Origin of the sequence: Streptomyces dangxiongensis, from assembly GCF_003675325.1 — a bacterium.
GTDB lineage: Bacteria > Actinomycetota > Actinomycetes > Streptomycetales > Streptomycetaceae > Streptomyces > Streptomyces dangxiongensis.
Genome location: NZ_CP033073.1, coordinates 1,078,804 through 1,093,626 on the forward strand (window position 1 = coordinate 1,078,804; position 14,823 = coordinate 1,093,626).

Annotated in this window: 2 protein-coding genes and 1 pseudogene; all 3 read right to left on the reverse strand. The window is 74.4% G+C overall.

Going from position 1 to position 14,823, the window contains the following annotated elements:
* Positions 1–159: 159 nt before the first annotated feature.
* A pseudogene (locus D9753_RS38905) lies at positions 160–2,688 on the reverse strand (SDR family NAD(P)-dependent oxidoreductase); the annotation flags it as partial.
* Entirely contained in the window at positions 2,586–4,922 is a 2,337-nt protein-coding gene (locus tag D9753_RS38915) for a type I polyketide synthase (protein ID WP_449454490.1), read from the reverse strand. The pseudogene D9753_RS38905 and the gene D9753_RS38915, both read right to left, overlap by 103 nt.
* A 35-nt stretch (positions 4,923–4,957) precedes the next feature.
* Positions 4,958–14,497: a type I polyketide synthase gene (locus D9753_RS04725; RefSeq protein ID WP_121785851.1), complete on the reverse strand. Its 9,540-nt coding sequence runs from the start codon at positions 14,495–14,497 to the stop codon at positions 4,958–4,960.
* Positions 14,498–14,823 lie beyond the last annotated feature (326 nt).

A 14,823-nucleotide genomic window follows, 5' to 3' on the forward strand; every position in this document is an offset into this window, starting at 1 on the left:
GGCGCGGTCGAGCGCGGTGAGCATCAGTTCGGGGCGGACCGACTGGATGCCCTGGCGGCGCAGTTGCGGGGCCGAGGCGGCGTCCACCATGCCGCCGCCGGACCAGGCGCCCCAGGCGACGGAGGTGGCGGCCCGGCCGAGGGCGCGCCGGTGCAGGGCCAGGGCGTCCAGGTAGGCGTTGCCCGCGGAGTAGGCGCTCTGGCCGCCGCTGCCCCAGACACCGGCGATGGAGGAGAAGACGACGAACGCGTCCAGGTCGGCGTCGGCGAGCAGTGCGTCGAGATGGGCCGCTCCGGCCACCTTGGCGGAGACGACGGCGCCGAAGTCGGCGAGTGTCGTCTCCGCGAGGGAGCCGAAGCCGTTGACGCCCGCGGCGTGCACCACGGCGCGGATCGGGTCGCCGTCGGCCGCCGACTTGGTCAGCAGGTCCTCCAGGGCCTGCCGGTCGGCGACGTCACAGGCGGCGACGGTGACCCGGGTGCCCGCCTCGGTGAGTTCGGCGGTCAGTTCCGCGGCTCCCGGGCTGTCGGAGCCGCGCCGGCTGACGAGTACGAGGTGGTCGGCGCCCTTGGCGGCCAGCCGGCGGGCGACGTGGGCGCCGAGCGCTCCGGTGCCACCGGTGATCAGTACCGTTCCGGTGGGCTGCCACCCGGTCTCGTCGGGCAGCGGCCGGTGCAGGGCCACCCGCTCCAGGCGGCGGGCGAGCAGCCCTTCGGTGCGGAGGGCGAGTTGGTCCTCGGTGCCGGTGCCGCCGCCCAGTACGGCGGCGAGCCCGGCGCGGGCGCGGTCGTCGAACGTGCCGGGCAGGTCGATCAAGCCGCCCCAGCGGCCGGGGTGTTCGAGGGCGGCGACCTGGCCGAGGCCCCACAGGGCGGCCTGGCGCGGGTTGCGCACCGGGGCGGTGTCGGAGGTGGCGACCGCGCCGTCGGTGGCGAGCCAGACGGGTGCCTCGACGCCGGTGTCGCCGAGCGCCTGGATCAGGGCGAGCGTGCTGGCCAGGCCGCCGGTGACGCCGGGGTGGTCGGGGTGGTCGGACTCGTCGAGGGCGAGCAGGGAGAGGACGCCCTCGACGGTGTCCTCGCCGTGCGTGGTGTCGGTGAGCAGTGCGGCCACGGCCGTGCGGTCGGCGCTGTCGACCGGCAGCGCGACGGGGTGGGCGCCCGCCTGGCCGAGCGCCGTGACGCACGCCGCCACGGTGGCGTGGTCCGTCCGGCCCGCGGGCACGGCCACCAGCCAGGTGCCGTGGGGTGCCGCGGCCGTGTCCGTCGCCTCGGCCGGGGTCCAGCTCGTGCCGTACACCCAGTTGTCGAGGCGGGAAGAGCCGGTCTCGCGGGCCAGCCGGGCCTCCGCGAGCTGCTCCGGTGTCACCTGACGGCCGATGAGTGCCTCGATGCGGGCGACGGGTGCGCCCGTCCGGTCGGTGACGGTGACCTGCCAGGTCTCCTCGCCGGCGGGCACGAAGTGCGCCCGCAGCCGGGAGGCGCCGCGGGTCCACAGGGTGATGCCGTTCCAGGAGAAGGGCAGCCGCGGAAGGCCGGTGCCGTAGATGAGCGGCGCGTGCAGCGCGGAGTCGAGCAGGGCGGGGTGCAGCGTGAACCGCTCGGCGTCCTCCTGCTGCTGTTCCGGCAGGGCTACCTCGGCGAAGATCTCGTCCCCGCGGGTCCACACCGCGCGCAGGCCCTGGAAGGCCGGGCCGTACTCGTATCCGCGCTCGGCCAGGCCCTGGTAGACGGACCGGGCGTCCAGGGGTACGGCGGTGGCGCCGGCCGGGGGCCAGACGAGCGCCGGTTCCGAGGAGTCCTGGTCCGCGGGGACCAGGGTGCCGCTGGCGTGGCAGGTCCAGTCGGGCTCGTCGGTCTCGGGGCGGGAGTGGACACAGACGGTGCGGCGGCCGGACGCGTCAGCCGCGCCGACCTCGACGCGCACCTGGACGGCGCTGTCCTCGGGGAGGATCAGGGGCGCTTCGAGGACGAGTTCCTCGATGGTGCCGCAGTCGACCGCGGCGCCGGCGGTGAGGACGAGGTCGACGAAGCCGGTGCCGGGCAGCAGGGCCGTGCCCCAGACGGCGTGGTCGGCCAGCCAGGGGTGGGTGCGCGGGGACCAGCGGCCGGTGAAGGCGACGCCGCCTGTTCCGGGCAGCTCCACGGCGGCGCCGAGGAGCGGGTGTCCGGGAGCGGCGAGTCCGGCGGCGGAGACGTCGCCGGCCGTACGCTCCGCCTTCAGCCAGTAGCGCTGGTGCTGGAAGGGATACGTCGGCAACTGGACCCGCCGGGCCGCCTGCCCCTCCAACACCGCCCGCCAATCGACATCCACACCCCCCGCATACACCTCACCCACCGACCGCAAAAACCGCTCCCAACCCCCCTCACCACGCCGCAACGACCCCACCACCACACCATCAACACCCACCGCACCCATCGTCTCCGCCACCACGAACCCCAGCACCGGATGCGGACTCACCTCCACGAACACCCGCCGCCCCGACCCCAGCAACGAACGCACCACCTCCTCAAAACGCACCCGCTCCCGCAGATTCCGATACCAATACCCCCCATCCAGAACCCCCGTATCCACCACACCACCCGTCACCGTCGAAAAGAACGGCACCCCCGACGACACACCCGACACACCCCAACACCTCCCCCAACACACCCTCCACCCGCTCCACCTCCGCCGAATGCGACGCATAATCCACCGCCACCCGACGCACCCGCACCCCCTCCCCCCGCAACTCCCCCTCCAACGCCTCCAACTCCCCCACCACACCCGCAACCACCACCGACGACGGACCATTCACGCCGCCACCACAAACCCAACCGCCCCTCCACCACACCCACCGGCAACGCAACCGACAACATCCCACCCGAACCCGCCAAACCCGACGCAATCACCTGACTACGCCGCGCCACCACCCGCGCACCCTCCTCCAACGACAACCCACCCACCACACACGCCGCCGCGATCTCCCCCTGCGAATGCCCCACCACCGCAACCGGCTCCACACCCACCGACCGCCACAACCCCGCCAACGACACCATCACCGCCCACAACACCGGCTGCACCACATCAACCCGCTCCAACGCCTCCTCATCACCCAACACATCCACCAACGACCACCCCACAAACGGAGCCAACGCCTCACCACACCGCGCCATCCACCCCGCAAACACCTCCGACTCCGCCAGCAGACCCACCGCCATCCCCACCCACTGCGCCCCCTGACCCGGAAACACGAACACCGCTTCCTGGGGGTGGGTGGCCGGCACGGTGTCGGGGGCCGCGGCGAGGGCGGCGAGCCGCTCCACCGCTTCCTGGTGGGTGCCGGCGACGGCCACGCCGCGGTGCGGGAACCGGGTGCGGGTGGCGACGAGTGACAGGGCCACGTCGTGCAGTGGTGTGCCGGGGTGCGTGCGCAGGTGGTCGGCGAGGCGGGCCGCCTGGGCGCGGAGCGCGTCGGGCGTGGCGCCGGAGAGCGCCAGCGGCACGACGCCGCCGGGGACCGTGCGGGCCGGGTCGGGGGCGCCGGCCGGTTCCTCGGGCCGGGCCTGTTCCAGGATGATGTGGGCGTTGGTGCCGCTGATGCCGAAGGAGGACACGCCCGCGCGGCGGGGGCGGCCGGTCTCGGGCCAGTCCCGGGCCTCGGTCAGCAGCTCCACCGTGCCGGCGGTCCAGTCGACCTCGGGTGTCGGCGCGTCCACGTGCAGCGTCCTCGGCAGCACGCCGTGGCGCATCGCCTCGACCATCTTGATCACACCGGCCACACCGGCGGCGGCCTGCGTGTGCCCGATGTTGGACTTCAGCGAGCCCAGCCACAGCGTCGTGTCCGCGGAACGGGCCCGGCCGTAGGTGGCGATCAGGGCCTGTGCCTCGATCGGGTCGCCGAGGGCGGTGCCGGTGCCGTGCGCCTCGACGGCGTCCACGTCGGACGGCGACAGGCGGGCGTTGTCCAGGGCCTGCTGGATGACGCGCTGCTGGGAGGGGCCGTTGGGCGCGGTCAGGCCGTTGGACGCGCCGTCCTGGTTCACCGCGCTGCCGCGCACGACCGCCAGGACGTCATGGCCGTTGCGGCGCGCGTCGGACAGGCGCTCCAGGAGGAGCACTCCGACGCCCTCCGCCCAGCACGTACCGTCCGCGGCGGCGGCGAAGGCCTTGCACCGGCCGTCGAAGGACAGTCCCCGCTGACGGGAGAACTCCACGAAGGCGCCCGGTGTCGACATCACGGCCACCCCGCCCGCCAGCGCCAGCGAGCACTCGCCGTTGCGCAGCGCCTGCGCGGCCAGGTGGATGGCGACCAGCGAGGAGGAGCACGCGGTGTCCACGGTGACCGCGGGTCCCTCGAAGCCGAAGGTGTAGGCGATCCGGCCGGAGACGACGCTGCCGGCGCCGCCGGTCAGCACGTAGCCGTCGATCTCCTGGGAGCCGGTGCCCATGCGGGGTGCGTACTCCTGTCCGGCGACCCCGGTGAAGACGCCGACGCTGTCGCCCTTGAGGGTGGAGGGGTCGAGTCCGGCGCGTTCCAGGGTCTCCCAGGAGGTCTCCAGGAGCAGCCGCTGCTGCGGGTCCATGGCGAGTGCCTCGCGCGGGGATATCCCGAAGAAGTCCGCGTCGAAGCCCGCCACGTCGTCGAGGAAGCCGCCCTCCCGCACGTACGACGTGCCGGACGCGTCCGGGTCGGGGTCGTAGAGGGCGTCGAGGTCCCAGCCGCGGTCGGCCGGGAACGCGCTGATCGCGTCGGTACCCTCGGACACCAGGTGCCACAGTCCTTCCGGCGAGGTCACTCCGCCCGGGAGCCGGCAGCCCATCGAGACGATGGCGATGGGTTCGGTTCGCCGGCCCTGCTCCTCGCGCAGGGCCTCCCTGGTCTGCTGCAGCTCGGCCGTGACCCGCTTGAGGTAGGTGAGCGCCTTCTCGTCGGTGGTCATGGAACCTGGTCTCCTCTTCCGGGTGGGGCGGCGGGTCAGCCGAGTCCGAGCTCGTTGTCGATGAAGGCGTAGACGTCGTCGGCGGTGGCGTCTTCGAGCCGGTCCGTGGTGGGGGCGGTCTCCGCGGTGGTGCCGTTCACGGCCTCCTGGATCCGCGTGCCCAGGGACCGCAGCCGGGAGTGGACGCCGGAGTGCGTCAGCTCCTGGGTGAGGAGCGCGTCGAGCGCGCTCTCCAGGGCGTCGAGTCCTGCCGTGACCGGGTCGGTCTCCTGGTCGAGGGCCTTGAGCAGGTACTGGGCGAGCGCGGTGGGCGCCGGATAGTCGAACACGGCGGTCGTCGGCAGCCTCCTCCCGGCGGCCTTGCCGAGGCGGTTGCGCAGCTCCACCGCCGTGAGCGAGTCGAAGCCGGCCTCCTTGAAAGCGCGGTCGGGCAGGATCAGCGAGGCGTCGGTGTGGCCGAGGACGGCCGCGGCCTCCTTGCGGACGACGTCCAGGACGAAGGCGGCCTTCTCGTCGGCCGGAAGCGCGGCGAGCCGTCCGGCGAGCGTGCGGCCGGTGGCCGGACCGGCTCCCGCGGCGCGGCGCGGCGCGCGGACCAGTCCGCGCAGCAGCGGGTGGAGCCCGCCGGAGGCTGCCTGGCCGCGCAGCACGGACAGATCGAGCCGGGTCGGTACGAGGGCCGGCTCGTCGGCCGTCAGGGCGGCGTCGAACAGGGCCAGGCCCTCGTCGGCCGCAAGGCCGAGCATGCCCGCGCGTTCGGTGCGCCGCAGGTCGGCCACGGCGAGCGCGCCGGTCATGTCGCTGGCGTACGACCACAGGCCCCACGCGAGTGACACGGCGGGCAGCCCCTGGTCGTGACGGATCCGGGCGAGCCCGTCGAGGAAGGAGTTGGCCGCCGCGTAGTTGGCCTGTCCGGGGTTGCCGAGGACACCGGCGGCCGAGGAGAACAGCACCCAGGCGGCGAGGTCCAGGTCCCGGGTCAGTTCGTGCAGGTTCAGGGCGGCGTCGGCCTTGGGGCGCAGGACGGTGGCCATCCGCTCCGGGGTGAGCAGGGACAGTACGCCGTCGTCGACGACGCCCGCGGTGTGGACCACGGCTGTCAGGGGCGCCCGGTCCGGTACGGACTCCAGGAGCCGGGCCAGTGCGTCACGGTCGGCGGCGTCGCAGGCCGCGACGCGTACCGATGCGCCCAGGGAGGTCAGTTCTGCGGTGAGTTCGGCCGCGCCGGGAGCGTCGGGGCCGCGCCTGCTGGTGAGCAGCAGGTTGCGGGCACCGTGCTCGGTGACGAGGTGCCGGGCGACGAGCGCGCCGAGGGCTCCGGTACCGCCGGTGACGAGGACGGTGCCCTCGGGATCGGGGCGGCGCGGCACGGTCAGCACGGCCTTGCCGACGAGGCGGGCCTGACTGAGCTGCCGGAAGGCGTCAGGGGCGCGCCGTATGTCCCACGCCGTCACCGGCAGCGGGCCGAGAACGCCGCGTTCGAAGAGGTCGGCCAGCTCGTCGAGCAGTTGCCGCAGCCGGTCGTCGTCCGCCTCCGCGAGGTCGTAGGCCCGGTACCGCACACCGGGGTGGCGCTCCGCGACCTCGGCGGCGTCGCGGACGTCGGTCTTGCCCATCTCCAGGAAGCGGCCGCCGCGCGGCAGCAGACGCAGCGACGCGTCGACGAACTCACCGGCCAGCGCGTCGAGGACGACGTCGACGCCCTGGCCGCCGGTGGCCTCCAGGAAGCGCTGCTCGAAGCCGGTGGTACGGGAGTCGGCGATGTGCGTGTCGTCGAGTCCCGCCGCGCGCAGGGCGTCCCATTTGCCGTGGCCGGCGGTGCCGAACACCTCCGCACCCAGGTGGCGGGCCACCTGGACGGCGGCGGTGCCGACACCACCGGCCGCGGCGTGGACGAGGACCCTCTCGCCGGCCCGGAGGCCGGCCAGGTCGCGCAGCCCGTACAGGGCGGTGAGGAAGGCGACGGGTGCGGCAGCGGCCTGGGCGAAGCTCCAGCCGGCGGGGACGCGGACGAGTCTGCGGTGGTCGGTGACGGCCTCCGGCCCGAACGCCCCGCCGGGGAAGAGGCCCATGACGCGGTCGCCGGGCGCCAGGCCGGTGACGCCGGGGCCGGTCTCCAGGACGACGCCCGCGCCCTCGCCGCCGATCGCGGCCCGGCCCGGGTACATGTCCAGGGCGATGAGGACGTCCCGGAAGTTCATGCCGGCGGCGCGTACGGCGACCCTGACCTGGCCGGGTGCCGGCGGTCCCGGTTCGGCGTCCGGTACGAGGGACAGGTTCTCCAGGGTGCCGGGGCCGGTGGTGTCCAGGTGCCAGGTGCGGGCGCCGTCCGGGATCGTCAGGGCGTCGTCGGTGGTCCGGCCGAGTCGCGGCACGAGGACTTCGCCTTCGCGTACCGCTAGCTGCGGCTCCTCCAGGGCCGCGGCGGCGGCCGGGACGCCGGTGAGGATGTCACGGGAGGCGGCGTGTCCGTCGAGGTCGACGAGGAGGAGGCGGTCGGGGTTCTCGGACTGGGCGGAGCGCACGAGGCCCCAGACCGCGGCGCCCGCCGGGTCGGTGACCGTCTCGCCGCCGCGTACGGCGATCGCGCCGCGGGTGAGCACCAGCAGCCGCGCGGTGTCGTCGCCGGGGTCCGCGAGGAACGCCTGCAGGTCTGCCAGCACGCGTGAGGTCAGCACGCGCACGGCCTCCGCGCCGGTGCCGGTCGCGGTGCCGGTGGCGTCGAGGACGCGGATGCCGTCGAGCCCGTCCGCGCGCGCCTCCACCGGCAGCGCCGTCCACACCGTACGGAACAGCGCGTCGTGGCGCGGCTCGGTGGCCGGGCGCAGTTGCTCCGCGGCCACCGGGCGCAGGACGAGGGAGTCGACGGCGGCGACCGGGGCGCCGGTGGCGTCGGTGATGCGCAGGGCCACCTCGTCCGGCCCGGCGGGGGTCAGCCGGACCCGCAGAGCCGTGGCGCCCGCGGCGTGCAGCCGTACTCCCTGCCACGCGAAGGGCAGCAGGCGCCGGCCGTCGTCCGGTTCGGCGACGGCGCCGAGGGCGCTGGGGTGCAGGGCGGCGTCGAAGAGGGCCGGGTGGAGGCCGAACAGTTCGGCGTCCGCGTGGAGTTCGTCGTCGAGGGCGACCTCGGCGAAGACCTCTTCGCCGCGGGTCCACACCGCGCGCAGGCCCTGGAAGGCCGGGCCGTACTCGTATCCGGCCGCAGCGCGTTCCGGGTAGAAGTCGGTCACGGGCACGGCGGTGGCGTCCGTGGGCGGCCACGGGTCCTGGCCGGTCCCGGAGTCGTCGGCCGTCCTGGTCAGGACGCCGCCGGCGTGGCGGGTCCACACCGTGTCGCCGCCGTCCGGCCGGGAGTGGACGGAGACGGGTCGGTCGCCGGTCTCGTCGGGAGGCCCCACGTGCACGCGGATCCGTACGGCGCCGCTGTCGGGCAGGACCAGGGGGGTGGCCAGGACGAGTTCGCGGACGGTGCCGTGGCCGATCTCGTCGCCGGCGCGCAGGGCCATCTCCACCAGGGCGGTGCCGGGCAGCAGTACCGTGCCGTCGACGGCGTGGTCGGCGAGCCAGGGCTGAGCCGCCAGGGATAGGCGTCCGGTGAAGGTGACGGCGTCGGCCTCGGGCAGGTCGACCGTGGCGGTGAGCAGAGGGTGGCCGGCGGCGGTGATGCCCGCGGCGTGCAGGCCGCCGGCGGCACCGGGGTCCGAGGCGTCCAGCCAGTAGCGCTCGTGCTGGAAGGCGTAGGCCGGCACCGTGGTGCGACGGGCACCGCTGCCGGCGAACAGCGCGGGCCAGTCGACCCGGGCGCCCCGGGTGTGCGCGCGGGCGACGGCGGTCAGCAGCGCCTTCGGCTCCGGCCTGCCGTCGCGCAGCGCGGCCACGCAGTCGACGTCGTCGGGCAGGCAGTCCTGGGCCATGGCGGTCAGCACACCGCCGGGTCCGAGTTCGAGCACGGTGCGGGCGCCCTGCTCGCGCAAGGTGCGCAGGCCGTCGGAGAAGCGGACCGTGTCCCTGACGTGGCGCACCCAGTACTCGGGGGCGCACAGCTCCGCGGGGTCGGCGAGGGCGCCGGTCAGGTTGGACACGACGGGCAGGGCGGGGGTGTGGAAGGTCAGTCCGGCGGCGACCTCCCGGAAGGCGCCGAGCATCGGTTCCATGCGCGGCGAGTGGAAGGCGTGGGAGACGCGCAGTCGCCTGGTCTTGCGACCGCGGGCTTCGAACCGGGCGGCGAGGGCCTCGACGGCCGGGGCGTCGCCGGAGAGGACCACGGCTTCGGGTCCGTTGAGCGCGGCGATCGCGACGCCGTCGCGCAGTTCGGGGGCGATCTCCTCCTCGGTGGCCTGGACGGCGATCATGACGCCGCCCTCGGGCAGCCGCTGCATCAGTGCGCCGCGGGCGGCGACGAGGGCGGCGGCGTCCTCCAGGGACCAGACGCCGGCCACGTGGGCGGCGACGAGTTCGCCGATGGAGTGCCCGGCGACGAGGTCGGGCCGTACGCCCCAGGACTCCACCAGGCGGAAGAGGGCCACCTCCACCGCGAAGAGGCCGGCCTGGGTGTAGGCGGTCCGGTCGAGCAGGTCCGCGTCGGGGGTGCCAGGGCCGGCCAGGACGACGTCGCGCAGCGGGCGGTCGAGCCACCGGTCCAGGGCGGCGCAGACCTCGTCGAAGGCGCGGGCGTACACCGGGAAGGCGGCGTGGAGTTCGCGGCCCATTCCGACGCGCTGCGCGCCCTGTCCGGCGAAGACGATCGCGAGTTTGCCGTCGGTGGCGACGTCGGCCGTGTCGTCGCCCTCGGCGAGGGCCGTCAGGCCGCGCCGGGCCTCCTCCGGAGAGTCGGCGACGACGGCCGCGCGGTGCTCGAAGGCGGCCCGGCCGCTGAGCGTGAGGGCCACATCGGCCGGCGAAGGGGCGGGATCTTGCGCGAGGAGGGCGGCGACGCGTGCGGCCTGGGCGCGCAGTGCGTCCGCCGACCTGGCGGAGAGCACGAGCGGGACGAGCCCCTCGGGCAGCGCACGCTCCCGCGTGCCGCCGGGGGTGGTGCCGGCCGGGGCGGGTTCGTCGGTGGCCTGTTCCAGGACGACGTGGGCGTTGGTGCCGCTGATGCCGAAGGAGGACACGCCCGCGCGGCGGGGGCGGCCGGTCTCGGGCCAGTCCCGGGCCTCGGTCAGCAGCTCCACCGTGCCGGCGGACCAGTCGACCTCGGGCGTCGGCGCGTCCACGTGCAGCGTCCTCGGCAGCACGCCGTGGCGCATCGCCTCCACCATCTTGATCACACCGGCCACACCGGCGGCCGACTGGGCGTGCCCGATGTTGGACTTCAGCGAGCCCAGCCACAGCGGCTCGCCGGTCCGGCGGTGCTGTCCGTAGGCGGCGATCAGGGCCTGTGCCTCGATCGGGTCGCCGAGGGAGGTGCCGGTGCCGTGCGCCTCGACGGCGTCGACGTCCGCGGGTGTCAGGCCGGCGTTGGCGAGGGCCCGGCGTATGACGCGCTGCTGGGAGGGGCCGTTGGGCGCGGTCAGGCCGTTGGACGCGCCGTCCTGGTTCACCGCGCTGCCGCGCACGACCGCCAGGACGTCGTGGCCGTTGCGGCGGGCGTCCGAAAGCCGTTCGAGCAGCAGCAGGCCCACGCCCTCGGACCAGCCGGTGCCGTCCGCCGCGGCGGCGAACGCCTTGCAGCGGCCGTCGGCGGCGAGACCCCGCTGCCGGGAGAACTCCACGAAGCTGCCCGGTGTCGACATCACCGCGACACCGCCGGCCAGCGCCAGGGAGCACTCCCCCGAGCGCAGCGCCTGGGCGGCCAGGTGCAGGGCCACCAGTGACGAGGAGCAAGCGGTGTCCACCGTCACCGCGGGACCCTCGAAGCCGAAGGTGTACGCCACCCGGCCGGAGACGACGCTGCCCGCGCCGCCGACGCCGAGGTAGCCCTCGATCTCCTTCGCGGGCCGCACCGCCCGCGAGGTGTAGTCGTGGTACATGACCCCGGCGAAGACACCGACGTCCGTGCCGCGCAGGGCGGTCACGTCCAGGCCGGCGCGTTCGAAGACCTCCCACGAGGTCTCCAGGAGCAACCGCTGCTGCGGGTCCATGGCCAGCGCCTCGCGCGGGGAGATGCCGAAGAAGCCGGCGTCGAAGCCCGCGGCGTCGTCGAGGAAGCCTCCCACCTCGACGTAGGACGTGCCGGCGGCGTCGGGGTCGGGGTCGTACAGCTCCTCCAGGTTCCAGCCGCGGTCGGCCGGGAAAGGTGAGAGGCCCTCGGCGCCCTCGGCGACCAGGCGCCACAGTTCCTCGGGCGACGTGACACCGCCCGGCAGCCGGCAGCCCATCGAGACGATGGCGATCGGGTCGTCTGATGCCGTGCCGGCCGCCGCGGGCAGGGGCCGGGCGGGACCGTCGGCGGGTTCGCCGAGGACCTCGCGCAGCAGCCGGTGCGCCAGGGCGGCGGGGGTGGGGTGGTCGAAGGCGCTGGTGGCGGGCAGTCGCAGTCCGGTTGCCGCGCCGAGCCGGTCGCGCAGGGCGACGGCCATGACGGAGGTGAAGCCCAGTTCCTTGAAAGCCCGGTCGGCCGGGATGCCGTCCGTGTCGGTGCGGCCGAGGACCTCGGCCGTCTCGGCGCGCACGAGCCGCAGCAGCGTCTCCTCGCGCTCCTGCGCGGGCAGATCGGCGAGGCGGTCGCGCAGGTCCGTGGCCGCCGCGGGGGCCTGCCGGACCGTGGTGTCGACCAGGCCGCGCAGCGGGGCGGGGACGGGGCCGCCGAGCAGGGCTGCGTTGTCGAGGCGCATCGCGACGAACGCCGCCTCGTCGGCGGCGTGCGCGGCGTCGAACATCACCAGGGCCTGCTGTTCGGTCAGTTCGCCGGCCGCGAAGGGGACCGCGTCCCCGGTGCCCTCGGTCGCGGCGTCCTGCCAAGGGCCCCAGGCCAGACACAGTGCGGGCCGACCGTGGGCGCGCCGGTGCTGTGCCAGCGCCTCGAGCGCGGCACTCTCGGCCGCGGCCTCGCCGGCGCCGGGAGCGCCGAGGACGCCGAGGGGCGAGGTGCACAGGACGAACGCGGCCAGGTCGTGGTCTGCGGTCAGGTCGTGCAGGGCGTGTGCCGCCTCGGCCGCGGTGCCGGTACCGGTGGCCTCTTCGGCGTGCACCACGGCTGTCAGCGGCGGCCGTTCACCGTCCGCGAGCAGTGCGGCGAGCCCGGCCCGATCGCCCGGGTCGCAGGCGACGGCGGTGACCTGGGCCCCGGCCGCGACGAGTTCGGCGCGCAGCGTCTGCACGGTCTCGTCGCCGTGGCCGGGGGCGAAGGTCAGCAGCAGGTGGCGGGCGCCGTGCGCCGCCACGAGGTGCCGGGCGAGCGCGCTGCCCCGGGCGGTGGCGGCGCCGCTGACCAGCACGGTGCCGTCCGGGTCGAGCGGCGGGGGCGGCTGTTCCTCCCGGTCCATGGAGACGCGGGCGAGGCGCGGCAGCAGGACGACGCCGGAGCGGATGGCGAGCTGCGGCTCACCCGCGGCCACGGCGGCGGTCAACGGCCGTGCGCCGTGCTCGCCGAGGCCGTCCACGTCGAGGTCGGCGAGCACCAGCCGGCCGGGATGCTCGGTCTGCAGCGCACGGATCAGGCCCCACAGCGGGGCGTGCGCGAGGTCCTGCACGTCCTCGCCGTTCCCGGCGGCCACGGCGCGGCGGGTGAGGATCACGAGCGTGACACCTTCGGTCCGCTCGTCGGCGAGCCAGTCCTCCAGGGCCGCGGCCAGTCGCCGTACGCCCGACCCGGACATGTCCGCCGTGCCGGGTGCGTCGGCGGTCCGGTCCACGAGCAGGACGTCGGGGCCGCCTTGTGCCGGGGGGCGGACCGCCGCGTGGGCGGCGGCCAGGTCGGAGTGGACGTCGCAACGTACGCCGGCCTCGTCCAGGGCGCCGGCCAGGCCGAGGGGGTCGGGACCCGCCAGCGCCCAGCGGCCCGGTGCGCGCTCGAGACCGCCCAGGGACAGCGGGGAACTCGGGATCCAGTCGACGCGGAACAGTGAGTCGTACAGGCCGCTGCTGGTGGCGCGCAGCCGGGCGTGGGTCTCCAGCAGCCGATGGCGCATGATCTTGCCGGAGGCGGTGCGCGGGATCGACTCGATCTCGTACAGCTCCTCGGGCACCTTGAAGTAGGAGAGCCGTTCGCGGCACTCGGCGAACATCCGTTCCGTGTCCGGTCCTTGCGGGCCGGGGACGATGAACGCGACCGGGACCTCGCCCAGGACGTCGTGCGGCTTGCCGACGACCGCGACGTCGGCGACGCCGGGGACGGTCCGCAGGACCTCCTCCACCTCGCCCGGGTGGATGTTCTCGCCGGCGCGGATGATGAGTTCCTTCTTGCGGCCGGTGATGGTGAAGTAGCCGGCCTGGTCGCGGCGGGCCAGGTCACCGGTGCGGTACCAGCCGTCCTGGAAGGCGGCGGCAGTGGCCTCGGGCTGGTTGTGGTAGCCGGCCATGACGCCCGGGCCGCGCACCCACACCTCGCCCTCCTGGCCGTCGGCGACGTCCTCGCCGGTCTCGGTGTCCACCAGCCGTACGCCAAGGCCCACCACGGGCAGGCCGCAGGAGCCCTCGGGACGCTCGCCGGAGGGCCAGTTGACGGTGATGGATCCGCAGGTCTCGGTGGAGCCGTAGGCGTCGATGAGCGGGACGCCGAAGACGCGCTCGAACGACTGGCGCAGCGAGGCGGTGGTGACCGCGCCGCCGACGAGGGCCACGCGCAGCCGGGGTGCGGCGAAGCCGCGTTCACGGGCGGCGTCGAGAAGGTAGTGCAGCAGGGTGGGGACGCCGGCGAGCAGGGTGGCGCGCTCCTCGTGCAGCGCGGTCAGCACGTCCTCGGCCGAGAGGCCGTCGACGATGCGGGCACTGGCGCCCACGGCCACGACGGACAGCACGCAGGCGATGTGCGACAGGCTGTGGAAGAGGGGCAGCGGCCACACGACGCGGTCCTCGGGGCCGAGTCCGGGCACCGGCACATAGCAGGCGGCCACCGACCACAGGCAGTTGCGCTGGGTGGAGAGCACGCCCTTGGGCCTGCCGGTGGTGCCCGAGGTGTACAGCATCCATGCCAGGTCGTCCAGGCCTAGGTCGTCGCGGGCCGGGGTGGCCGGGTCACGGGTCGCGAACGTCTCGTACGGCAGGAAGTCCGACGGCACCTCCTCGTCGCCGACCAGGACGACCGTCAGGTGCGGGCGGTCCGGCAGCAGTCGCCGTAGCTGCTCCACGTGGAGGTGGTCGGTGATGACGATCCGGGCGCCGCTGTCGTCGAGGATGTGCGTGAGTTCCGCGTCGCTGCTCTGCGGGTTGACGGGGACGCCGATGGCGCTGGCCCGGGTGATCGCGTGGTAACTCTCGACGGTCTCGACGCGGTTGCCCAGACAGATGGCCGCGCGGTCGCCGGGTTGCAGTCGCAACTCCGCCAGGTGGCCGGCCAGCCGACGGGTGCGCAGCTCCAGCTCGGTGTAGCTGACACTGCGCCGGTCATCGCTGTAGGCGACCTTGGCCCCGAAGCGACGGGCCTGGCGGACCAGCAGTTCGGGAAGCGGCCGGATCAGCTCCGTGCGCAACATGTGTCGTCATCCCTCCGGGGTGACAGCAGACGGGCAGCCCGCAATGGCAGATGATTCGCCCTATCCGGAATTGTTGTGCCTTACGGCGCCCTTCGACAGCCCCCTATCCCCCCCTACATCTCCCCGACCAGAGGGGCGAGAATTCATGTCGGTGGAGTTTAGGAGGACGGACCGCCGGCAATATGCTCCGATGCCGTACGATCGGCCATTGCATTATCTGCCGTCCGCCCGAATACGCCCGTTGTAAAACGGCTCGCGATTGACGCGGACTTTAGGGGAGAAAGAATTCCTCCCCGAAAGCCTTCCGTCGACGACAGAACGACAGA

Coding starts and splice junctions, on each gene's coding strand:
- D9753_RS04725 (WP_121785851.1), bottom strand. CDS start 14,497: ATGTTGCGCACGGAGCTGATCCGGCCGCTTCCCGAACTGCTGGTCCGC.
- D9753_RS38915 (WP_449454490.1), bottom strand. CDS start 4,922: ATGACCACCGACGAGAAGGCGCTCACCTACCTCAAGCGGGTCACGGCC.